This window comes from Longitalea arenae, from assembly GCF_016924755.1.
GTDB lineage: Bacteria > Bacteroidota > Bacteroidia > Chitinophagales > Chitinophagaceae > Niastella > Niastella arenae.
Map to the genome: position 1 here is coordinate 163,284 of NZ_JAFFJX010000010.1, position 22,406 is coordinate 185,689.

Genomic DNA, 22,406 nt, shown 5'->3' on the forward strand with positions numbered 1-22,406 from the left:
ATATATATCCGGTGCGAAAAAATCTTTTAACTTACCGGTAAAATGCGGCATTGGCCGCTTACCGGTAAATATATGGATGTTATCATCGGCGTTGATATTGGAACATCAGGCACCAAAGCCATTGCTTATAGCCATGCAGGAAAGGTGATCGCGAATACCTATGTGTCGTACAATCCGGTCCCGGGCAAACCCGGCTATCATGAGCTGGATGTAGATGTACTGTACAATGCCGTTATCAGCTGTATTGAAGGAACAGCGCAGCAAATAACTGCCGGGGCGGCTAAGATCACCGGCATTTGTTTTAGTGCCGCCATGCATAGTTTGATAGCGGTAGATGCCGACGGCCAGCCGCTCACCCATGTGATTACCTGGGCCGATGCCCGCAGTGCTGCTTATGCAAACGCCCTGAAGCAGTCAGCAGCCGGCAGGGAGATCTATCGTCATACGGGCACACCGATCCATCCTATGTCGCCCCTCTGTAAGATCATGTGGTTGCGGGATCATGAACCAGCGCTCTTTGCAGTTACCCACAAATTCATTTCCATCAAGGAGTTTGTCTTTCACCGTTTCTTCGGCGAATACCTGGTCGATTTCTCCATTGCTTCTGCTACCGGCTTATTCGACATCTTTCATAAAACATGGTATGAACCGGCGCTGGCAGCAGCCGGCATTACGCCTGCTCGTTTATCCCAGCCCGTGCCCACCACCCATGTTGTATCAAGACAGCAAAAGCCCTTTCCGGAAAGATTACATCTGGTAGCTGATGCACCGTTTATCATTGGCGCGAGCGATGGCTGTTTGGCTAACCTGGGCAGCCATGCCACAGAGCCCGGTGATCTCTCGATCACCATTGGTACCAGCGGCGCCGTGCGCATGATGGCCAGCGAACCGGCCTGGGATAAACAGGAGCGGATCTTCAATTATATTCTTACCAACGAGCGCTATGTTTCCGGTGGCGCTATCAATAATGGCGTTGTATTATTGAAATGGTATACCGAAAAATTTTTACACAAACCTTTTGCCAGTGCCAAAGACCTGCAATGGTTTGTAGAGCAGGCGGCACAGGCGCCGGCTGGCGCCGATGGATTATTATTCCTGCCTTACCTGCTCGGAGAGCGGGCGCCCATCTGGGATGCTGTGGCAAAAGGGGTATTTTTCGGGGTTCAAGCCGGTCATACACAGGCGCATTTTATGCGTGCAATTATCGAGGGAATCAATTATGCATTGTACCAGGTGGCCAGTTCGGTGCAGGAAACCATAGGTGCTATACAACATATATATGCGAGCGGTGGTTTTATCAATGCACCGTTATGGTTGCAATGGTTAACTGATCTGTTTGGAAAAGAGATCCTGGTGATCAATAATGACGACGCTTCCTCTGCAGGCGCCGCCCTGCTTGGTTTGCAGGCCCTCCGGCTGCCTGAGGGCAGGAGGGTGTCGCCTGAATTCCACATGCAGCAGCATTATCTGCCCGATATGGTGATGCATGACCGCTATCAGCGTTATTATAACGTGTTTGCAGGATTGTATAACAAGGTTAAAACAGACCTGCACACCTTGGATGCCATCCGGGCATCGGAAGTGTAATTTCTAAATTATTGAGTTGCAGGAGCTTTAAACCCTTTAACATTTTATTTTAAATAAGGGGCACAACTGGCATATTTTTTAAAGTATATACAGTGAAGGGTTGCACAACTCTACCTTTCAAATCGCTGTGGTTAAGTTAAAACAAGTCATACCGCCAGAAGGCGGATGATCGCGCTGTCCGCCAGCGGCGGACAGCTTTTTTATTTTCATACCGGCTGCCATTGATCCCAAATCATGGGCTATTAAGGGGAATAGTTGTAAATTCACCCGAATCCCTTAATAGAAGCCAGTATGAACCAACTAACTGCAGTCAAGAAGCGGGTGCAATCCATTGACATCCTGCGCGGCATTGTAATGATCATTATGGCCCTCGATCATGTGCGCGACTATTTTCATTTAGATGCATTTCAAAATGACCCGCTTAATCCTGCTACAACGACACCCATTTTATATTTTACCCGCTGGATCACACATTTTTGTGCACCTACATTTGTCTTTCTAGCCGGAACTTCGGCTTACCTCATAGGAACAAGGAAAAGCAAAGCCGACCTGAGCAGTTTTCTGATAAAACGCGGCTTCTGGCTTGTGCTAATAGAAGTGGTTATAATAACCCTGGGCTGGACCTTCAATCCTTTTTATAATACCATAATCCTTCAGGTAATATGGACCATCGGTATTAGTATGGTATTTCTTGGCCTGGCTGTGCGTTTACCCTACTGGGTTATTTTTACGGTAGGGGCCTTGATCGTATTCGGGCATAATATACTTGACTATCCCGAGGCCGCCCGTAAAAATGATGTTGGCTTCTTATGGGACTTACTGCACAACGGTCGTTTTGATACCTATACCTATGCCCCGGGCCGGATCCTGATCATTGCCTATGCCTTTCTTCCCTGGCTGGGTATTATGCTGATGGGTTATTGTGCAGGCAGATTATTTGAACCGATCGTAGATGCGGGACAGCGGCAAAAGAAATTGCTGCTGATTGGGCTGGCATTGATTGCTGCATTTGTGGTGCTGCGGTTAATGAACAATTATGGCGATCCTTTTCCCTGGACGGAGCAGCCAACCGGTTTAGGCAGTTTTCTCGCGTTCATGAACGTACAAAAGTATCCGCCTTCATTGATGTATACCTGTATTACCATAGGCCCTGCACTGATTATGCTGGCCCTGCTGGAAAATGTGCAGAACCGGTTTACCGGATGGGTGAAAGTATTTGGCCGGGTGCCTTTCTTCTATTACGTAGCACATATTTACCTGATACACCTGGCAACGGTTATTGCGTTCTATATCGAGGGATATGGAAAAAAGGATATTGTAGGGCCAACCCCTTTTCTGTTCAGGCCGGTGCAGTTTGGTTATGATCTGTTGACGGTTTATATCCTGTGGGTGCTGCTTATTTTGCTGTTATATCCTTTATGCCGCTGGTATAATAACTACAAGAGTACACACACGCAATGGTGGTTGAGCTATTTGTAATGGTCAATGGTGAATGGTGAATGGTCAATGGCTTTGAAATGTTTACAATTTTCGGTTATGACCGGTAACTGGTAACCGGTAACTGTATATCATTATCACATTATCGAATCATCACATTATCACATTATTTCACCATGTTCTTTATCTCATTCAACTTCATCAAAGCTTCTACAGGTGTCAGTCTATTGATGTCTATATCCTGCAGCATTTTTCGAATGCCGTCGAAGGTTTCGCTATGGGCGTCAAAAATAGAGAGCTGTACTTTCTGGGTGTCTGCCTGTTTTACCTGTTCGGCCAGTTTGTTCTTTACGGTAGCAGCAGGCTGGTCTTCATGCTTCTTTTCCAGCAGCTTCAAGATCTCGTTCGCCCGTTCAATAAGGGCCGGCGGCATGCCTGCCATTTTTGCTACATGAATACCAAAACTATGGGTACTGCCGCCGGGCGCCAGTTTACGCAGGAAAATGATCTTGTTGCCCACTTCTTTATTGGTGATATGGTAATTCCTTACGCGCGCCATTTTGTTTTCCAGTTCATTCAGCTCGTGATAATGCGTTGCAAACAGTGTTTTCGGCGCCTGCGGAGCCTGGTGCAGGTATTCAGCAATGCTCCAGGCAATGGAAATGCCATCGTAGGTAGAAGTACCGCGGCCGATCTCATCGAGTAATATTAAACTGCGGCTGGAAATATTATTGATGATGCTGGCTGTTTCATTCATTTCCACCATGAAGGTCGATTCGCCGCCGCTTAAGTTATCGGATGCGCCAACACGGGTGAATATTTTATCGGTCAGTGGAATGCGGGCGGCAGTGGCTGGCACAAAACTGCCCATATGGGCCATCAGCGTAATAAGGGCGGTTTGGCGCAATATGGCGCTTTTACCGCTCATGTTAGGCCCGGTAAGAATGATCACCTGTTGCGCAGCAGGGTCAAGCAAAATATCATTGGAAATATAGGGTTCGCCCACCGGCAAATTTCGTTCGATCACCGGATGGCGGCTCTCTTTCAGATCAAGCACGGCCTCTTCGTGCAGCTCGGGTTTTTTATAATTGTAATGAAGGGCATTGTGGGCAAAACACAAAAGGCAATCGAGCACTGCCATTACATGACCATTTACCTGCATGGGCGCAATATAATCCTGTAATTCCAGCAGCAGCTTTTCATAGATGTCGAGCTCAATAGCCAGGATCTTTTCTTCCGCGCCGGTTATTTTTTCTTCATATTCTTTCAGCTCGGTGGTGATATACCGTTCGGCATTGGCCAGCGTTTGCTTGCGCATCCATTCTGCAGGCACTTTATGTTTGTGCGAATTGGTTACCTCGAGGTAGTAACCAAACACATTGTTGAAACCGATCTTTAAAGATGAGATGCCTGTTTTCTCCGATTCCTTTTGTTGCAGCTGTACCAGGTATTCCTTGCCATTGGTAGCGATGTTGCGCAGCTCATCGAGCTCGGCGTGGATCCCGTTCTGGATGGCGCCGCCTTTGGCCGCCATGGCGGGTGGGTTATCAATGATCTCTTTGGTGATCTTTTCTTCAATATAGCGGCAGCCGTTCAGGGAATCGGCCAGGCGTTTCAGATATTCATTCGGGCTATTGCTGCAGATCTGTTTTATCTCTTCAATATGGCGCAGGCCTCGGGCAATTTGCAACACCTCGCGTGGGTTGATCTTCTTTAAAGGGATCTTGCTCACCAGCCTTTCAATATCGCCGCATTGTTTGATGTGCTGCGTGAGTTTGGCCCGCAGGTCAACTTCTTTTATAAAGAACTCAACCAGGTTCAGCCTTTCGTTGATGCGGGTAATGTCTTTTAATGGCAGTAAGATCCAGCGTTTCAGCAAACGGGCGCCCATGGGCGAGACCGTATTGTCGAGCACTTTGTGCAAGTTGTTCCCTTCACCATTACCGTTACTGATGAGTTCCAGGTTACGAATGGTGAAGCGGTCCATCCACAAGTGATCATCGCGATCGATGCGCTGGATACTCGTGATATGCTGCAGGTTGGGATGTTCGGTATCTTTCAGGTAATGTAAGACCGCGCCCGCAGCTACAATACCCAGGTGCAGTTCTTCCACCCCGAATCCTTTAAGGGAATGGGTATTGAAATGTTTCAGCAGGCTCTCTGTAGCATAAGCTTCGTCGAAGATCCAGCTTTCCATCGTATAGGTATAGAAGCGGGAACCAAATACCTCTTTGAAATGCTTTTGAAAGCTGCGCTGAAAGATCACTTCAGCCGGCTTAAGTGTTTGCAGCAATTTATCGATGTATTCTGCATTGCCTTCGGCTACAAAAAACTCACCGGTAGAAATATCGAGAAAGGCGATGCCCGCCTGTTCCTCGGTAAAATGAATGCCGGCCAGAAAATTATTGCTGTTATGCTCCAGCATTTTATCGTTGGTGGCCACGCCCGGCGTCACCAGCTCCGTAACACCGCGTTTCACAATGCCTTTGGCGGCTTTGGGATCTTCAAGCTGGTCGCAGATGGCCACCCGGTAACCGGCCCGCACCAGTTTATGCAGGTAGGTATCGAGTGAATGGTGGGGAAAGCCGGCCAGTTCGCTGCTGAAAGCCGCTCCATTGTTTCTTTTGGTGAGGGTAATTCCCAGCACCTGCGAAGCAATAACGGCATCCTCGCCAAAAGTTTCATAAAAATCACCTACCCTGAACAGCAGTACAGCATCCGGATACCGTTGTTTGATGGCCCGGTGTTGCTGCATTAATGGAGTTTCTGTAGTGGCTTTTGACATGGAGGGCAAATATAAAAGGTTTGACTTCCGTTTACATATGCCTCCGCTGGGATGTGGAGAACTTGGGGAAGAAAAACGATTACTCGATTTCTGATTTCTGATTTCGAGATTGCGAGATTTGCTCAATATGGCAATCTCCAATTTATTCTAAATCTCAAAATCTCAAAATCCCCAAATCTCAAAATCCCCAAATCCCAAAATCCCCAAATCGCCGAAATCTCAAAATCGCGCAATCCCGCAATCCAACATCTTCCCTCTGGCGCCTGAACCAAATTCAGCCTATCTTTGCTCCCATGCGCAAGCTGAGTATGGACGAGCTGAACCGTAAATCGGTTCATGAATTTAAGGAAGCCGAAAAAATGCCTGTTGTGGTGGTGCTGGATAATATCCGCAGTATGCATAATGTAGGCAGTGTTTTCCGCACTGCCGATGCTTTTTTATTACGCGGCATTTACCTCTGCGGTTATACGCCGCAACCGCCGCACCGCGATATTCACAAAACAGCTCTGGGCGCTACCGAAACGGTGGAATGGAAATATGCCGAAACAACGGTGGAAGCAGTACAAAAGCTGAAAGCAGACGGTTACCTGGTGTATGCGGTAGAACAGGTGGAAGCAAGCATTCCCTTAAACCGCTTCGATATGAACCAGCAAAGGGCAGTGGCCGTTGTTTTTGGCAACGAAGTGACGGGGGTAGAGCAGGAAGTGATCAAATTATGCGATGGCTGCATTGAAATTCCACAGTTGGGCATGAAACATTCATTGAACATTTCCGTGGCGGCCGGTATTGTGTTGTGGGAGCTGGTGAGGCGAAATGTGATAATTAGCTGATTTGCGGTCGTCAATCGAATTCCGGCGGGTTAGATCGCAGATTAACCTCAAAAATGGCTAACCATTCATGATTGACGATTGCCGATTCAAAATTGTTCATGCCGATCCGCTCATCCCGGCTAAGCCGGACCGAGAACTTTAATACATTTAACATTCAATATTCGATATACAAACAATGAGCACCGTTAAGAAATACCTCAGCCTGATAAAATTTTCGCATACCATTTTCGCGATGCCCTTTGCCATGATCGGGTTTATGCTGGGCGTTTTTGCCCTGATGAATCCGGGCATAACCGAAGCCAGAAGATCCATTGGCCGGCAAGGGGAGTTTGTTAGCACCGTTTTCAGGTTCACCCCCAACTATTCCCGCCTGGCATTATTATTCGCCCTCGTATTGCTTTGCATGATCTTCGCCCGCAGCGCCGCCATGGCCTTTAACCGCTACCTCGACCGCCACTTCGATGCACAAAACCCCAGAACGGCCATCCGTGAAATTCCGGCCGGTATTTTAAAAGCCAACAATGTTTTGTGGTTCACTATTATCTGCAGTATATTGTTTGTGCTGTGCACTTACTTTATTAATCGCATTTGTTTCTTTCTGTCGCCGGTAGCCCTGTTTGTGATCTTATTTTACAGTTATACAAAACGATTTACGCCGCTCTGCCACCTGGTGCTGGGACTGGGTTTATCACTGGCGCCTATTGGCGCCTACCTGGCGGTGACCGGGGCTTTTGCCTGGTTACCGATCCTGTTTTCACTCACAGTCATCTTCTGGGTAAGCGGCTTCGATATCATCTATGCCTTGCAGGATGAGGAGTTCGATAAATCGAAACAATTGTATTCCATTCCCGCCTGGCTGGGTAAAAAGAAAGGGTTGCGCGTATCGGAGCTCTTACATGTGTTGAGCGCTGCCTGCGTTATTGCCGCCGGTATATATGGTGAGTTTAACTGGCTGTACTGGATAGGCGTTGTCATTTTTGTAAGCATGCTCTTGTACCAGCATTCGATCGTTAAACCAACCGACCTGCGCCGGGTGAACCTGGCCTTTATGACCGCCAATGGTATTGCCAGTGTGGTGTTTGCCGTGTTTGTGATCAGTGATCTGTTTGTTGGATGATTATAATCGCAGGTTACAGGATACAAGTTACAGGTTACAGGGTGCAGGAAAATTCAGTTACCGGTTACCGGTTTCCTGTCACCGGGCAAATTAAAATTATATTAGGTACAGGTTACATGTTACAGGTTATAAGGTACAGGAAAATTCAGTTACCGGTTACCGGTTTCCTGTCACCGGGTACAAATCAAAAGCATATTAATCAGGTACAGGTTACATGTTACAGGTTACAGGGTGCAGGAAAATTCAGTTACCGGTTACCGGTTTCCTGTCACCGGGCACAAATCAAAGGCATATTAATCAGGTACAGGTTACATGTTACAGGTTACAGGGTGCAGGAAAATTCAGTTACCGGTTACCGGTTTCCTGTCACCGGGCACAAATCAAAAGCATATTAATCAGGTACCCGTTACATGTTACAGGGTACAGGATACAAGTTACAAGTTACAGGAAGCAGGGATCTGGGAAGAGATGCCCTGGAACCTGAAACCTGAAACCTGGAACTGCCAGTTATAAACAAAGAATTTTTAATTTTTGAATGGCTCGCATACTATCCATAGACTACGGTAAAAAACGCACCGGCCTGGCCGTTACCGATCCATTGCAGATCATTGCAACGGGATTAACAACGGTAGAAACGCCGAAACTCATCCCCTTCCTGAAAGATTATTTCCAAAAAGAAGCCGTAGAACTGATCATTATGGGCGAACCCAAGAACTGGGACGAAACCGATACCCACGCCACACCGCTGGTTAAAAAAGCGGTAGAGCGGCTGAAAAAGGAATTTCCCGCCATTCCCATAAAAATGGTCGATGAACGCTATACCTCAAAAATGGCTTCACAGGCAATGATCGATATGGGGCTGAAGAAAAAGCAAAGGCAGAACAAAGCCCTGGTAGACGAAATCGCCGCCACCATCATGCTGCAGGAATACTTACGCAGTATTAGCTGATTATCAATGAATAATAGGGGCTAAATGGCCAATGGCGCCAGTGGAAATGAGATAGCCATTACAGGTTACAATTGTCAGGTTACGGGGAAAAGCGTACCCTGTACAGCTAAAAAGGTAAGCAGCCGGTTGCCGTAATTTAGGCAAATGAGCTTTGTACTCTGAAACTTGAAACCTGTAACTAGTAAACCGGCAACTGATAACCGGTAACAGGCAACAGCCTTCAGCCACTCAGTTTTTATAAGTAACTTTGCACCCTAATTTTATTCAAAAGGAAAAAGATACCATGATATTACCGATCGTAGCATACGGGGCTGAAATTCTGAGGACCAAGGGTAAGGAGATCACTCCCGACTATCCCAATTTATCAAAGCTGATAGCTGATATGTGGGAGACCATGTATGCCAGCAGCGGGGTAGGACTGGCAGCACCGCAGATCAACAAGGATATTCGTTTATTTGTCGTTGACAGTGCGCAGATCTTCGAGAACCAGGAAGAAGATGAAAAAGGGAAGTACCCCGATGAGCCGGGCATTAAACAGGTATTTATAAATGCCCGGATAAAAGAATTGAATGGGGAAGAATGGGCTTATAATGAAGGCTGCTTAAGCATTCCCAAGATCAGGGAAGATATCATGCGCAATGAGACGGTAACACTTTCTTATGTAGACGAAAATTTCGTTCCGCAGGAAAAGACCTTCAATGGCATTACCGCCCGCATCATTCTGCATGAATACGACCATATAGAAGGCAAATTATTTATTGATTACCTGAAGCCATTGAAGAAAAAAATGCTGCGTGGCAAACTCGACGATATCTCGAAGGGCAAGGTAAGGGCCGATTACAAAATGATCTTCCCTAAATAGTGTCGTATGTTAGCGGTTAGCTGGCGTGTACTCATTCTGCTGTTTGTTTCCGGTTCGCTTTATGCGCAGGACTCCCTGGTGCAGTACCAGAATAAAGCGGTTACCTTGAAAGAAGTTGTAGTGCGCAACAACCTGAACGTGCATGCTTTTATTGAACGCATTAAGAACGATACTACTTTTTACAAAGCATTCCGCAACCTGAAAGTGCTTGGTTATACATCACTGAATGACATCAGGATGCTGGGAAAAAAAGAACAGGTGACCGCTTCTTTGTACAGCCGCACCCGGCAGCATGTAAATAATGGCTGCCGTTATACCCAGGTGCTGGAAGAGCGAACCAGCGGCGATTTTTACGATAAACATCATCAATACAACTATTATACAGCCGGCATGTATGCCGGTTTGTTTTTTGCGGCCGATACCATTTGCGGCGAAACCAATATTGTAAAAAATGCCGGTTTCAGCACCCAGGGTAAGAGCGGACTGGCAAAACACAAAGAGCAGCTGAAAATGTTGTTCTTTAATCCCGGTAAAAAGATCCCCGGCATTCCCTTCATTGGCAATAAAGTGGCGCTCTTCGATGAAGATGTGGCCGAACGCTATGATTTCACCATCGATATGGAAGCCTTTAAAGGAGAGATGTGTTATGTATTCTCCTGTAAACCGCGGGCTGATCTGCCCGAAGGTGAAAAGGACAAGATCGTAGTAAATAATATGACCACCTGGTTCCGCATAGATACCTGGGAAATTGTCGCGCGCAATTATGACCTCAGCTACAATGCCGGCGTATACGATTTTGACGTGCGCATGGAAGTAGAGCTCACGAAGTTTGGCAACTACCTAGTACCCAAATTGCTTCGGTACAATGGAAATTGGGACGTCGTTATGAAGAAACGCGAACGATCTGTGTTTACAGCTACACTTTTTGATTTTAGCCAAAGTGAGTAATGTATTGAATGTGATAATTTGATAATTCGATAATGTGATAAATGGAATACAATTTCCTGTTCGGTTCAAGGACTTTATAATGTTATCGGCACTCCCGAAAGCGAATTAATCAGCACATTAGCACATTAGCAAATTAGCCAATCATTACATTATAGATCTCGTCTTGGCATAGCCCCTCCACTTTTCGAACAACTGCTGCATATCCTCTGGCATTTCGCTGTTGAATACAACTTCCTTGCGCGTACGCGGATGAATAAAACCGATCGTTTTGGCGTGTAAGGCATGCCGTGGGCAAATGGCAAAACAATTATCAACGAACTGTTTGTATTTGCTGAAAACAGTTCCTTTTACAATTCTGTCGCCCCCGTATAATTCATCATTGAAGAGGGGATGGCCCAGGTGTTTCATATGCACGCGGATCTGGTGGGTGCGGCCTGTTTCCAGCTCACATTGAATAATGGTCACATAACCCAGTCGTTCCAGTACTTTGTAATGGGTAACTGCATCTTTACCATAATCACCATCCGGGTAGGCGTCGAATATTTTGCGAAAGCGCTGGTGGCGGCCGATATGGGCCCGAACGGTGCCGCTGTCTTCGGCAACATCGCCCCAGACCATGGCCACATACTGGCGGTGAATGGTATGATCGAAGAATTCTTTGGCGAGGCAGGTCACCGCTTTTTCGGTTTTTGCCAGCACCATTAAACCACTGGTATTTTTATCGATGCGATGCACCAGGCCGAAGCGGGGCAGGGTATCGGCAGAGATATCGCTGTTCTGCTGCTGTAAATGCCAGGCAACGCCATTGATGAGCGTACCGCGTGGATTGCCGCTGGCAGGATGCACGACCAGTCCCACCGGTTTATTGATGATCAGGATATCAGTGTCCTCGTAAACGATATTCAAAGGCATTTGTTCCGGGATGATCTCTTCGCCATGCATTTCCTTATCGGAATACACGATAATCTCTTCGCCCGGCTTTATTTTGTGATTCGCCTGTACGGTTTTACCGTTCACCGTAACGCGGCCGGTTTCAATGGACTGCTGCACTTTATTACGGGAGGCGCCCTCTATACGGGCCACCAGGAATTTATCGAGGCGCATAGGTTCCTGGCCTTTATCTACCACCAGACTGAATCGTTCATACAGCTCCTCGGCGCCTTCTGCGCCATCTGCGCTTTCTGCGCCTTCTACACCATCAAAATTTTCGTCCTGCTCATTAAAAGTGTTGGCATCCTTTATAGTCATGCGGTATCTCAGTTTCGGACAAAGGTAACAAACGACGGGAGTTGTATAAAGTAGTACATTTGTTTCTATATGAAAACCAGTACAAAACAGGGGGTTTTATTTCGTGATCTTGGTCAGGTCGGGTACCAGGAGGCCTGGGACCTGCAGGAAAGCCTGTTACAGGAGAATGTGCGTATCAAAACCGAATACCGGAGCAGGATGGCCCTGATGGAATCGGCTTCCGCTTATAAACAACCGGCTACGGGTTATGGGCAGGAAGTGATTGATAATGAGATGAATGGGCCGGAAACCACCCACCACTTACTTTTTGTGGAGCATCCGCCGGTGTATACGCTGGGAAAAAGCGGCGATCTTGAAAATGTACTGATCAGCGAGGAAGAAAGAGTGGCCAAAGGGATCAGTTTTTACCATACCAACCGCGGCGGCGACATTACTTTTCATGGCAGAGAGCAACTGGTGGGTTATCCCATACTCGACCTGGAAAGATTCTATACAGATATAGGCAAATACCTGCGGAACCTGGAAGAAGTGATCATTGCCACCATAGCCGATTATGGCTTGAAAGGGGAACGGTCGCCCGGGGAAACCGGGGTTTGGCTCGATGCGGCCATACCGGGTAAAGAGCGAAAGATCTGTGCCATGGGTATACGCTGCAGCCGCTGGATCACCATGCATGGCTTTGCCTTCAATGTAAATACCGATCTGTCTTACTTCAATTATATCATTCCCTGCGGTATCCAGAACAAACAGGTGACTTCGATGCAGAAGGAACTGGGGCGTAAACTCGATATGCGTGAGGTGAAGGAAAGAGTGAAAGCGAATTTTGAGAAAGTGTTTGACGTAGAATTAATTTGATGATTGGATAATTTGATAATGGAATACAGTCCGAAGAAAAGTGGACATAAGTTACGGGTTTGAAGGAACTGCTAAAATTGAAGCATTATCACATTATCAAATTATCACATTATCACATTTGTCTCAATCTCTCGGTATAAAGAATTTATGCTTCTCCTTCAGCTTGCCATCTTCATACAATTCAAACCGGTACCAGCCCGATCGTAAAAAGTTCACTTTATCGATCAGCAAAGCAGGTTCTTTTACTTCGGCAATATCGAAGAGCAGGATGCTTTTTTCATCGAAAAATTTAATAGAATATTTGTGCACTGCTGAGTTCGGCAGATTGATGGCCACATTGCCGTCTCTTTCAGTATATACAAATTTGGAAGGCTTGAAGATTTCCTTCGGAACAAATGGTTTTAACAGGATGGTATCTGCGCTGGCGAAAGCAATGGTATCTTTTGTTTTGGAAACCACCGAGTCGCGGAATTTCTTCAACTCCTTTGCATTGATGGTAGCCACCAGGGTATCGCGTTTTTTGACGAAGTAGAATTTTTCCGGCTCAGGCGCTTTCACAACCGGTGTTGGAGCGGGCGTTGCCGGTTTCAGTTTTTCTTTGATCTCCTCCGCCTGGGTAGGTGAAACGCCTTCCGTAATGATCACGCGGCGGGCATTTTCGGGAGTCTGTTGTTTGGCCACCGCAAGCTGTGTGGTATCCCAGAAAGGGCGTTCAGACTTCGTGAATACAAATTTGCCACTATCCTGCACAATGAAGAGGCGGTAAAACTGGTTGGCGTCCGGCGCTTTTGCATCAACAATACCATTTTGCGGGGCTGTAGGGTCTGCCACAGACAGCACAGTAACAAAACCTTTGGTGCTGTCTTTGGAACGTTGAACACTTATTTGTTTAACAACGCGGTAATTGTTCACCCAGCTGATTATAACCTTTTTATTTCCCTTGGTTACAACGGTAAAATCAGGCAGCACATCCTGCGCCCAGCTGTTGGTAAATAAGGTACAAGTTAGTATTAGTAATGCTGCCAGTTTGCGCATGCGCCCATATTGAATTAGTCGGTAAAGGATTTGGCGTCGCAAATATAATAGTTTTGCGACAGCGGTTTTATATTACGGCTTACAGGAATGTTAATGTTCCTGCCGGTAATGACCGGTTGCCCTGTAAGCCGCCGCTGTGTACTATTAACAGGCGACTGCCGGGTTCAAAATAACCTGATCCTGCCAGATGCATCATACCGAATAAGAGTTTGCCGGTATATACGAAATCGGTGGGCAGATCATGTGTTTCATAAATTGCATTCATAAAATCGATCAGCTCACCCGTTTTCCGCGCATAACCGCCAAAATGGTAGTCGTAGAAAAGGGTATAATGCTGCTGGCCGCCGGCGTATTGCTTCACAAAACGGTGAATGCTGTTGTCATGTTCCGGCAATTTCAGGCTGCAAATGCCGATCACCTGCTGATGCGGTAATGAACCGCGCACTAAGCCAGCAAGCATGGTGCCGGTGCCTGCTGCGCAGCATATATGTGAATAACTTTTTATTTGTGCCAGCTGCAGGATCTCCGCAGCGCCTTGTACACCCAGCTCGCTTTGTCCACCCTGCGGTACAATATAATAATCCGGGTAAAGCGATTGCAGTGCTGTAATGAGGGCGGCCTCATCGCTATAGGCCTGCCGGGAAACAAAGCGCAGCTGCATATGATATTCCTGTAATTCTTGCAGGGTAGCTGAGGGCAGAGCCGGTTCTTCGCCGCGGATAATGCCAATGCTTTCCAGTTCAGCCTGCCGGCAGGCCAGGGCAGTGGCTACGAGGTGGTTCGACCAGGCGCCGCCAAAACTGAGTATGCCTTTTTTATTTTGTTGCTGCGCCTGCTGGATATGGTATTTCAGTTTGAACCATTTGTTGCCCGAAATGACCGGATGGATACGATCGAGCCGCAATACATCCATGGCAACGTTTTTGTTATGCAAGAGATCGCTGGCAAGTGGTTGTACCACTGCTTTTGTTAAGTCAACCGGTTGATTGAATACTTTTTTTATCAAAATTAATTTCACCACATATTTTATATTTTCGTGGCTCAATTTTTAAAAATACAATAATGGAACCAACTCTTTTGATTTTGGCAGCAGGCATGGCTTCCCGCTATGGTAGTATGAAACAGATACAATCGTTCGGACCCGGCGGAGAAACGATCATGGACTATTCTATTTATGATGCTATTCGCGCCGGATTTAAAAAAGTGGTATTTATTATCCGCAAGGAGTTTGCTGACGATTTTAAAGCCATAGTTGAACCCCCGTTAAAAGGTAAAGTGCAGATCGATTATGTGTACCAGGACCTGAAATCATTTACTGATGGTTTCGATGTACCTGCAGACCGTACCAAACCCTGGGGAACTGCGCATGCGGTACTGTGCGCCAAGAATACCATCAATGAGCCATTTGCGGTGATCAATGCCGACGATTTCTACGGTCGCGATGCATTTGAAAAGGCTTATACTTTCCTTACGAAGGATGTGAATGATAATACTTATTCTATTATCGGTTATGAACTGCTGAAAACATTATCTGATAATGGTACGGTAAACAGGGGTGTATGCGTGGCCAATGGCAACGGTAACCTGGTTTCTATTGCAGAACGCCTGAATATTTCGAAAGTGAATGGAAAGATCGTTACCGACGATAACCAGCAGCCCAAAGAGTTGCCGCTCGATTCACAGGTATCTATGAACTTCTGGTGTTTTTCACCTTCTATCTTCTCCTATTCTGAGAAATTATTCAATGAGTTCCTGAAAAATAATATCAGCAATATTAAATCGGAATTCTTCATTCCTATTGTGGCCGATAAATTCATCAACGAAGGTAAAGGCACTATTAAAGTAATACCTACCTCGGCACAATGGTTTGGGGTTACCTATAAAGAAGATGCGCCTGAAGTGAAAGCCAATTTGGAAGCATTGGTGAAAGCCGGTGAATATCCTGCAAAATTGTGGAAATAGGTTTTCTGCTGAAATAGCTTAGAAGTCCCACCAATAAACGAAGAAGCCTCCCGATATTTTAGGAGGCTTCTTCCTTATATGTTTCCGGCGCATTGCTTTTTGTTATAGGTTTTGGCTCTTTGCCTTTATGCCTTGTGCCTTTCCTTGTTGCCTATGTGCCTTTTAATAAGATTTCACCATGAATACCGCATCTTCAATTTTCTTGATCTGCTGTACCCGGTCCATATTCCTGATAGACGAATTCAGCGTCAAGCGGATATTTTCGTAGGTAGAATCTTTTTTGATCTCTTCAACACTGCGGAAGATGTTTTTGGCTGTAAGGGCGAATACCACGCCTTCAGCAGCTTTCTGCCGGGCATTGATAATACCGATCACTTCACCGCTTTTATTGAATACCGGACCGCCCGAGTTACCGGGGTTGGCCGATACGCCGATCTGGAAGGAGAGGGTATCGCCATTATAACCGGTTTTGGCGCTCATATATCCTTCATTGTATACGATCTCTTCGCGGGGATAGCCCAGGGTGAACAGTTGTTCACCGAGCTCGGTACCACCTTTGCGGATGCCATAGGGCAGGGGGCCGATGCTTCTGTAATCTGCATCTTCTATTTTGATGAAGGCCAGGTCGGTTGCAGGATTGGTATAAATTATACGCGATCTGAATTCCTGTCCTTTACTATTTTGTACTACTACGGTAGAGGAACCATTTACCACGTGCGCGTTGGTAACAATGATTCCCTTGCCATCGACGAGGAAACCGGTTCCGCCATATTTGACCGGTGTATTTTCCGGTGCTTTGGTGGTGCGGGCCTGCATGGTATTGATCACCTCGTTGGCTTTTTGGGCAACTTCCCGTTTCACTTCCCTTCTCAATCTTTCAATGTCGGCGCCGGTCTTCTTTTGTGAATAGTAAGTAGCCATACCCGCAATAAGCAGGGTAGTAACGCCTGCAATGGAAGCGGCAACCGCCATGACCCGTTTGTATTTTCTCCACATCTGGATAACGGTGGCTTTGGGGGCTTCCTGGGTAATATCGCCTGATTCGAGCAATTGGGTATGTACGTCGTTCAGGGTTGATTTGAAGTTCTTCCAGTCAGCGAACTGGTCGATCTGCTGTAAAAACATGGTGTGCTCTACTACTTTTTCATCCACTTCCGGATTACTTTTTCGCAGCTGCTCAAAAGAAGCCATTTCTTCGGGTGACATTTCGCCGCGAAGAAAGCGCTCGATTGCATCCAATAATTGTAGCTCTTGCATCACACGTTGTTGTTTTTGAATTCGGCAAAGAATAATTTCCTAAGCCGCATCAGGCATTTGTATTTCTGATTTTTGGCGTTATCAGCGTTTGTGTAGCCAAAATGGCCGGCAATATCTGTCATGTTCTTTTTCTGCAGGTAAAATGCTTCGATCAAACTTCTGCAGGGCTCGCCCAAATGCAATAATGCCTTTTCCATCATTTGAAATTCTGCATTGCGCTGGCTATTGCTTTCCACTTCTTCCTCCACAGGAACCGTCTCTTCGAGGTTGTTCATGCTGGGAAGAAATTTCTGCTGTTGCTGTAATTTTTTAAGCCAGAGCCGCCGGCTGACCGAGTACACATAGGTCTTAAGCTGACAGTTCAGCTCGAAGGAGCCGGTTTTCGCTTTTTCATACAGCACGATGACAGTTTCCTGGAATATATCCCTTGCGTCGTCCGCAGTTCCATTGTTGTTGATGATCAACGATTGAACCATATTATAAAACAGTTTATAGATGGTTTCAACGGAGTTGCGGTCGTTCAGTGCCAGTCCTTTTAACAATGCTTTTTCGTCAGTTGAATCAGTTTTCACGCTAGAACATTAATTAATACCCAAATTAAATAGAAGTAACCCATCCCGGCTGTAAAATTCACGCCAAAAAGGGCCAAAAACGCCCTTAGCCCGAAAGGTTGAACTTTTTTTTAAGAAAAAATAAAAAATCTTGGGGTGACGAGGTTACCTTTTGCCGGATTCTGTATTAAACTTCAAATTCATTTGTTAACAAACAAAAAACGGTACAATGAAAAAACTGTTGTTAGTTTTAGCTATTGGTTCTTTATTCGCTGTAGCTTGTAATGATGGCGGAAGCGCCGAAGCAGAAAAAACTGCTGATACAGCATCTACTACTCCTACAGTAGATACTGCTGCTGCTCCTGCTCCTACTGTTGATACTGCAGCTGCTGCTACAGTTGATACAACTAAGAAAGCAGACACTACAAAAAAGAAATAAGTTTTTTTTCATATGGCAAGCAATCGTTAGAGGCCGTCCTGATCTCAGGATGGCCCTTTGTGATAAGCCATACGAATTTAAGCCCTTCTGCCCAGCCGGTGGAAGGGTTTACTTTTACCCCCCGGCCCCATAAACGGGAGAAACAACACTCCGGAACATCACCGCACGGCCCGGCTTTAACGATTCAAAAACAGCACTGATCGTTCAAAAACAGCTTCCAGGAATGCAACAAACAGCACCTGGTTTTGAACGATGGAATCGGACCTTTCAATAAACCGGTGTTATTCATTGAAAACGCAGTGGCTGGTTGTTGAAAAATGCGTTCTATCCGTTGAACGAACAAGGTCTGTGTATTTAACAAACCATACTTGTGTATTCAACAAACAGGATCTGTTTATGCAATAAACTGCTCTATGCTTTCAATGATCCATACCGGTTTGTTCAATGAATGGGTCCCTGCCTTTCAATAAACCATACCAGGTTGTTAAATAAACCGGTCTTGTTTATGCAACAAACTGGTACTGTTTATTGAACAAACTGTTCTTGTTTGTTCAATAATTTTGAGTGCAAATCATTCATTTTCATACCTGATCATAGTTAAGTTCCTCTCACCCATAACACTTTCAAATATGGCCCGCCCGGCCCCTTTCAGCAGGCGAAAGGGCATAAAAAAAGGCTACCCGCCAGCGGCGGAAAGCCTTCTTGATAATATCAGGGTTAAACTAATTTAACGATGGCCATATCCAATATACCCTTGCGTTCCCTTACATCCTGTGCCCCTGGCCCCTTTTGAAGCCGCGCATGAGGTAATAGCTGCGCTGGCTAAAATAACCATAGCTACGATAACGATTGTCCGTTTCATTTTTGTGATATTTAATTGATGTTAACAATTGCCTGATGAATACAAGGGTAGAACGATCATCAGGTTCATTCAAAGGTTAAACGGACTTAAGGGAAGGAAAATTCGGTCGGATTGGATAGTAGAATGACCAAAATAACAAATAATATCCCGCTTGTGCAAGCCTTGTTTACAAAAAATATTCAGGTGTATATAAAAAGTTTTTGGTAATCGTTCCACCTTAAATACATTTAGCCGTAAATCCGTTGCATGAAACCTTCGTCCCGCTTACGGGATAGTAAATAATATCAGATGAAAGTACATTTTATAGCTATTGGTGGAAGCGTGATGCATCAGCTGGCGCTTGCCTTGCACAAAAAGGGTTACCAGGTAACCGGCAGTGATGATGAAATATTTGAACCGGCCCAATCAAATCTGCAAAAGGAAGGACTGCTACCGGCCGCTATCGGCTGGCATCCCGAAAAAATAACAGCCGATCTGGATGCTGTGATCCTCGGCATGCATGCCAAACAGGATAATCCCGAATTGCAAAAAGCCCGGGAACTCAACCTGAAGATCTATTCTTTTCCCGAATATATATACCAGGAAAGCCAGGATAAGACCCGGGTGGTAGTAGGCGGCAGCCATGGTAAGACCACCACCACCTCTATGATCATGCACGCCTTGCGGAAAGCCGGCAAAGATTTCGACTATCTAGTAGGCGCCCGGCTGGAAGGTTTTGATCAGTCGGTACAGGTTACCCATGCGCCCATTATTGTATGTGAGGGCGATGAATACCCTGCCAGCGTGATCGAAAAAAGACCGAAGTTCCATTTCCTCTTCCCCCATATTGCGATTCTTACAGGTATTGCCTGGGACCACATAAATGTTTTTCCAACATTTGATTTTTATCTGGAGCAATTCAGCATCTTTTTACAGAAAATTGAACCAGGAGGCCTCCTGATCTACAATGAGACGGACGAGGTGCTGAAAAAGCTGGTTATGGCAAACAAACGACCGGATATTCGTTATCAGCCTTACCAGGTGCCACCACATACTATAACCAACGGCAAAACGACCCTTACTATAGAAAACCAAAGCGGCGAACTGCAGGTCTTTGGTAATCATAACCTGCTTAATTTACATGCAGCCTGGTATGTATGCCGCGAGCTGGGCATGGATGCCGCTACGTTCATAAAAGCGGTTTCTTCGTTTACCGGTGCCGCTAAAAGGCTGGAACTGCTTGCCCGCAACGAACATACGATCGTTTACCGCGATTTTGCACATGCTCCTTCGAAAGTAAAAGCAACGATTGAGGCCGTAAAGCAACAGTTCCCCAACCGCACCCTCATCGCCGTGCTGGAGCTGCATACTTATAGCAGTCTCAATGAACAATTCATGAATGAATACAGGGGCGCTATGGACAGGGCCGATAAGACCGTCGTATTTTATTCGAAACATGCCCTCGAACTGAAGCGAATGCCCGAGCTACCGGCCGAAAAGGTACAGGCGGGTTTTGGCAAGCCAGGGCTGCAGGTAATGAACGATAAAGGAGCGCTGATGCAGTGGCTGCAGCAACAATCCTATAAGAATGCCTGCCTGCTATTGATGAGTTCGGGCAACTATGATGGGGCAGATATACTTACATTTGCAAAGGATATCACAGCTATTGACAATTAGTATTATATTGTTGACCGGCCCGGTGATGCGCTTTCAATTTTTTTTTACCGGCACTAAACTTGATATCCGTTTGAGATGTTTATGTCACCAGGATGGTGATCATTACGGCCGATTAACACAATAACCATTTTATCCTTATGTTCCAAAAAGAGAATTTCAGTCCCCACATTCCCGGTAAGGAAAGTTTTACCAATTTGAATCTTTTTACTGATAGTACCCATTTTATATAACCATTATCAATTATCATTGTTGAATGTTGCAGTTAAAGAAGCCGCTGGCAATTATTGATCTTGAAACTACCGGGATTAACCTGAGCACAGATCGTATCGTTGAAATAGCCATCGTTAAAGTTCAACCCGATGGCACCCAACAGATAAAGCGAAAATTACTGAACCCTGAGATGCCTATTTCGGCTGTATCACAGGAGTTTCATGGTATATCCAATGAAATGGTAAAGGATGCGCCCACTTTTAAACAGGTAGCCAATGAGATCAAACAGTTCCTCGACAATTGCGACCTGGCCGGGTACAATTCAAACAGGTTGGATATTCCCCTGCTCGCCGAGGAGTTCTTGCGGGTAGGTCTGGAGTTTGATTTCAGCAACCGCCGGCTGGTTGATGTGCAGAAGATCTTTCATATGATGGAACAGCGAACCCTGAGCGCGGCATATAAATTTTATTGCAATAAAGACCTGGTAAATCACCATAGTGCAGAAGCAGATGCAAGCGCCACCTGGGAGATCTTGCAGGCACAGATCGACCGATATCCGCAGCTCGGTAATAGTGTGGAAAGCATTATCACCTGTATAGGAGATGATTGTATCGTAGATTTTGCCCGGCGCATGATCATGGAAAACGGGGTGGAAGTGTTCAATTTCGGCAAACATAAAGGCCGGGTGGTGGCAGAGGTGTTAAAAGCTGAGCCTCAATACTATGACTGGATGATGAAAGGAGATTTTCCCATGCATACAAAGGCAAAGCTGACCGAGATCTTTAACAGAACTTTGTTAAAGAAGGGATAATTAAATGCAAATGTGTAATTTATATAATTGCACAATTTGAATTATTGTATTTTCGTACTCCAATATCAATTGAATTGTTTGGAAAACATCGTTATCATACCAACTTACAATGAACGGGAGAATATTGGTCATTTGATTGATATCATCTTTGCCCAATACGATAATTTTCACATCCTTGTAATTGATGATGGCTCCCCCGATGGTACAGCCACCCTGGTAAGGGAGCGGCAGCTTAAAAATACCGGCAAATTATTCCTCGAAGAACGTAAAGGAAAACTGGGACTGGGAACCGCTTATATTCATGGATTTAAATGGGCCCTGGCCAGAGGCTACCGGTTCATTTTTGAAATGGATGCCGATTTTTCGCATAACCCCCGGGACCTGCAACGTTTATACGAAGCCTGTGCAACCGGTGGCGCCGATGTGGCGGTTGGTTCACGGTATGTAAAGGGAGGTGGAACCATCAACTGGCCGCGTAACCGCATCCTGCTTTCAAAAGGCGGCTCATTATATACCCGGCTCATCACCTGGATGCCGGTAAGGGATACCACCGCCGGTTTTGTTTGTTATTCCCGTGAAGTGCTGCAGGCCATTAATCTCGATCAGATCCGTTTCCTGGGCTATGCCTTCCAGATCGAAATGAAATTTGCTTCCTGGAAGCTGGGTTTCAAAATAAAAGAGGTGCCTATTATTTTTGAGGACCGTAAGTACGGCGTATCAAAAATGCATAAAGGCATTGTAAAAGAAGGCATCTGGGGCGTTTTGAAATTGCGCTGGCTAAGCCTTTTCAAAGATTACCGCAACCGGGTAAAGAATACCGGCGCCACCTCTTATGGTGCGATAGCGCAACCCGGCGAAAAGGTGCTGGCAGAAACTAAATAGCATTGGTACTCATAATAAGCATTGTGCCATCGGCGATCCGCAGATGGCACAATTTATTTTTACAGATGCCAGCCATTGCCCGCCACCCTTTTTATTTCAATATCTTCATGTTATCGTCTTTAT

19 protein-coding genes are annotated in these 22,406 nt (G+C 45.9%); 13 read left to right on the top strand and 6 right to left on the bottom strand.

All coding sequences use genetic code 11. The features are described 5' to 3' along the window. Window positions 1-42 precede the first annotated feature (42 nt). Both JT717_RS19605 and JT717_RS19610 read left to right on the top strand, forming a co-directional pair. Window positions 43-1,587: a gluconokinase gene (locus tag JT717_RS19605; protein ID WP_205512731.1), complete on the top strand. Its 1,545-nt coding sequence runs from the start codon at window positions 43-45 to the stop codon at window positions 1,585-1,587. Window positions 1,588-1,878: 291 nt separating this feature from the next. Then, on the top strand, window positions 1,879-3,066 hold the full coding sequence (locus tag JT717_RS19610; protein WP_205512732.1) for an acetyltransferase domain-containing protein: 1,188 nt from the start codon (window positions 1,879-1,881) through the stop codon (window positions 3,064-3,066). 124 nt (window positions 3,067-3,190) lie between these two features. Here JT717_RS19610 and mutS read toward each other — a convergent pair whose 3' ends face one another. Next, window positions 3,191-5,809 carry a DNA mismatch repair protein MutS gene (gene mutS, locus JT717_RS19615; RefSeq protein WP_205512733.1) on the bottom strand — a complete coding sequence of 873 codons (2,619 nt, stop codon included), beginning with the start codon at window positions 5,807-5,809 and terminating at the stop codon, window positions 3,191-3,193. Between the two features lie 293 nt (window positions 5,810-6,102). On the opposite strand from mutS, the gene JT717_RS19620 reads away from it, so the two are divergent. The 5 genes from JT717_RS19620 to JT717_RS19640 all read left to right on the top strand — a co-directional run bounded on the left by JT717_RS19620 (window position 6,103) and on the right by JT717_RS19640 (window position 10,515). Further along, window positions 6,103-6,639: an RNA methyltransferase gene (locus tag JT717_RS19620; protein ID WP_240348262.1), complete on the top strand. Its 537-nt coding sequence runs from the start codon at window positions 6,103-6,105 to the stop codon at window positions 6,637-6,639. A gap of 175 nt (window positions 6,640-6,814) precedes the next feature. Continuing rightward, window positions 6,815-7,756 (top strand): UbiA-like polyprenyltransferase, encoded by a 942-nt coding sequence (locus tag JT717_RS19625; RefSeq protein WP_205512734.1) that lies wholly within the window; start codon window positions 6,815-6,817, stop codon window positions 7,754-7,756. Between the two features lie 535 nt (window positions 7,757-8,291). Further along, a complete protein-coding gene (gene ruvX, locus JT717_RS19630; RefSeq protein ID WP_205512735.1) occupies window positions 8,292-8,705 on the top strand; it encodes a Holliday junction resolvase RuvX in 414 nt (137 codons plus the stop codon). 283 nt (window positions 8,706-8,988) lie between these two features. Continuing rightward, window positions 8,989-9,567, top strand: a complete 579-nt coding sequence (gene def, locus JT717_RS19635; protein ID WP_205512736.1) for a peptide deformylase — start codon at window positions 8,989-8,991, stop codon at window positions 9,565-9,567. Between the two features lie 6 nt (window positions 9,568-9,573). Further along, a complete protein-coding gene (locus tag JT717_RS19640) occupies window positions 9,574-10,515 on the top strand; it encodes a hypothetical protein (RefSeq protein ID WP_205512737.1) in 942 nt (313 codons plus the stop codon). A gap of 144 nt (window positions 10,516-10,659) precedes the next feature. On the opposite strand, the gene JT717_RS19645 is transcribed toward JT717_RS19640, so the two are convergent. Beyond that, on the bottom strand, window positions 10,660-11,763 hold the full coding sequence (locus JT717_RS19645; protein ID WP_205512738.1) for an RluA family pseudouridine synthase: 1,104 nt from the start codon (window positions 11,761-11,763) through the stop codon (window positions 10,660-10,662). Window positions 11,764-11,832: 69 nt separating this feature from the next. Here JT717_RS19645 and lipB point away from each other — a divergent pair, with 69 nt between their 5' ends. Then, a complete protein-coding gene (gene lipB / locus JT717_RS19650) occupies window positions 11,833-12,618 on the top strand; it encodes a lipoyl(octanoyl) transferase LipB (RefSeq protein ID WP_205512739.1) in 786 nt (261 codons plus the stop codon). Window positions 12,619-12,741: 123 nt separating this feature from the next. On the opposite strand, the gene JT717_RS19655 is transcribed toward lipB, so the two are convergent. Together JT717_RS19655 and JT717_RS19660 are read right to left on the bottom strand one after the other, a co-directional pair. Then, window positions 12,742-13,653, bottom strand: coding sequence for a hypothetical protein (locus JT717_RS19655; protein ID WP_205512740.1), 912 nt, complete (start codon window positions 13,651-13,653; stop codon window positions 12,742-12,744). A 79-nt stretch (window positions 13,654-13,732) separates the two neighbouring features. Continuing rightward, a complete protein-coding gene (locus JT717_RS19660) occupies window positions 13,733-14,674 on the bottom strand; it encodes a 1-aminocyclopropane-1-carboxylate deaminase/D-cysteine desulfhydrase (RefSeq protein ID WP_205512741.1) in 942 nt (313 codons plus the stop codon). A 41-nt stretch (window positions 14,675-14,715) separates the two neighbouring features. On the opposite strand from JT717_RS19660, the gene JT717_RS19665 reads away from it, so the two are divergent. After that, window positions 14,716-15,615, top strand: coding sequence for a nucleotidyltransferase family protein (locus JT717_RS19665; protein WP_205512742.1), 900 nt, complete (start codon window positions 14,716-14,718; stop codon window positions 15,613-15,615). 162 nt (window positions 15,616-15,777) lie between these two features. Here JT717_RS19665 and JT717_RS19670 read toward each other — a convergent pair whose 3' ends face one another. Both JT717_RS19670 and JT717_RS19675 read right to left on the bottom strand, forming a co-directional pair. Then, complete coding sequence (locus JT717_RS19670) at window positions 15,778-16,872, bottom strand: S1C family serine protease (protein ID WP_205512768.1); 1,095 nt, start codon at window positions 16,870-16,872, stop codon at window positions 15,778-15,780. Next, complete coding sequence (locus tag JT717_RS19675; RefSeq protein ID WP_205512743.1) at window positions 16,872-17,444, bottom strand: RNA polymerase sigma factor; 573 nt, start codon at window positions 17,442-17,444, stop codon at window positions 16,872-16,874. The genes JT717_RS19670 and JT717_RS19675 overlap by 1 nt, the downstream gene beginning before the upstream one ends. 208 nt (window positions 17,445-17,652) lie before the next feature. On the opposite strand from JT717_RS19675, the gene JT717_RS19680 reads away from it, so the two are divergent. From JT717_RS19680 to JT717_RS19695, 4 genes are all read left to right on the top strand, one after another. Beyond that, window positions 17,653-17,862, top strand: coding sequence for a hypothetical protein (locus JT717_RS19680; RefSeq protein ID WP_205512744.1), 210 nt, complete (start codon window positions 17,653-17,655; stop codon window positions 17,860-17,862). 1,150 nt (window positions 17,863-19,012) lie between these two features. Then, a complete protein-coding gene (locus JT717_RS19685) occupies window positions 19,013-20,380 on the top strand; it encodes a UDP-N-acetylmuramate--L-alanine ligase (protein ID WP_205512745.1) in 1,368 nt (455 codons plus the stop codon). A gap of 253 nt (window positions 20,381-20,633) precedes the next feature. Then, window positions 20,634-21,401, top strand: a complete 768-nt coding sequence (locus tag JT717_RS19690) for a 3'-5' exonuclease (RefSeq protein ID WP_205512746.1) — start codon at window positions 20,634-20,636, stop codon at window positions 21,399-21,401. Between the two features lie 78 nt (window positions 21,402-21,479). Continuing rightward, complete coding sequence (locus tag JT717_RS19695) at window positions 21,480-22,283, top strand: polyprenol monophosphomannose synthase (protein WP_205512747.1); 804 nt, start codon at window positions 21,480-21,482, stop codon at window positions 22,281-22,283. Window positions 22,284-22,406: the final 123 nt, after the last annotated feature.

Excerpts from the sequence above, each read along its gene's own strand:
- JT717_RS19605 (WP_205512731.1), top strand. The coding sequence starts at position 43 with ATGCGGCATTGGCCGCTTACCGGTAAATATATGGATGTTATCATCGGC.
- JT717_RS19610 (WP_205512732.1), top strand. The coding sequence starts at position 1,879 with ATGAACCAACTAACTGCAGTCAAGAAGCGGGTGCAATCCATTGACATC.
- mutS (WP_205512733.1), bottom strand. The coding sequence starts at position 5,809 with ATGTCAAAAGCCACTACAGAAACTCCATTAATGCAGCAACACCGGGCC.
- JT717_RS19620 (WP_240348262.1), top strand. The coding sequence starts at position 6,103 with ATGCGCAAGCTGAGTATGGACGAGCTGAACCGTAAATCGGTTCATGAA.
- JT717_RS19625 (WP_205512734.1), top strand. The coding sequence starts at position 6,815 with ATGAGCACCGTTAAGAAATACCTCAGCCTGATAAAATTTTCGCATACC.
- ruvX (WP_205512735.1), top strand. The coding sequence starts at position 8,292 with ATGGCTCGCATACTATCCATAGACTACGGTAAAAAACGCACCGGCCTG.
- def (WP_205512736.1), top strand. The coding sequence starts at position 8,989 with ATGATATTACCGATCGTAGCATACGGGGCTGAAATTCTGAGGACCAAG.
- JT717_RS19640 (WP_205512737.1), top strand. The coding sequence starts at position 9,574 with ATGTTAGCGGTTAGCTGGCGTGTACTCATTCTGCTGTTTGTTTCCGGT.
- JT717_RS19645 (WP_205512738.1), bottom strand. The coding sequence starts at position 11,763 with ATGACTATAAAGGATGCCAACACTTTTAATGAGCAGGACGAAAATTTT.
- lipB (WP_205512739.1), top strand. The coding sequence starts at position 11,833 with ATGAAAACCAGTACAAAACAGGGGGTTTTATTTCGTGATCTTGGTCAG.
- JT717_RS19655 (WP_205512740.1), bottom strand. The coding sequence starts at position 13,653 with ATGCGCAAACTGGCAGCATTACTAATACTAACTTGTACCTTATTTACC.
- JT717_RS19665 (WP_205512742.1), top strand. The coding sequence starts at position 14,716 with ATGGAACCAACTCTTTTGATTTTGGCAGCAGGCATGGCTTCCCGCTAT.
- JT717_RS19670 (WP_205512768.1), bottom strand. The coding sequence starts at position 16,872 with ATGCAAGAGCTACAATTATTGGATGCAATCGAGCGCTTTCTTCGCGGC.
- JT717_RS19680 (WP_205512744.1), top strand. The coding sequence starts at position 17,653 with ATGAAAAAACTGTTGTTAGTTTTAGCTATTGGTTCTTTATTCGCTGTA.
- JT717_RS19685 (WP_205512745.1), top strand. The coding sequence starts at position 19,013 with ATGAAAGTACATTTTATAGCTATTGGTGGAAGCGTGATGCATCAGCTG.
- JT717_RS19690 (WP_205512746.1), top strand. The coding sequence starts at position 20,634 with ATGTTGCAGTTAAAGAAGCCGCTGGCAATTATTGATCTTGAAACTACC.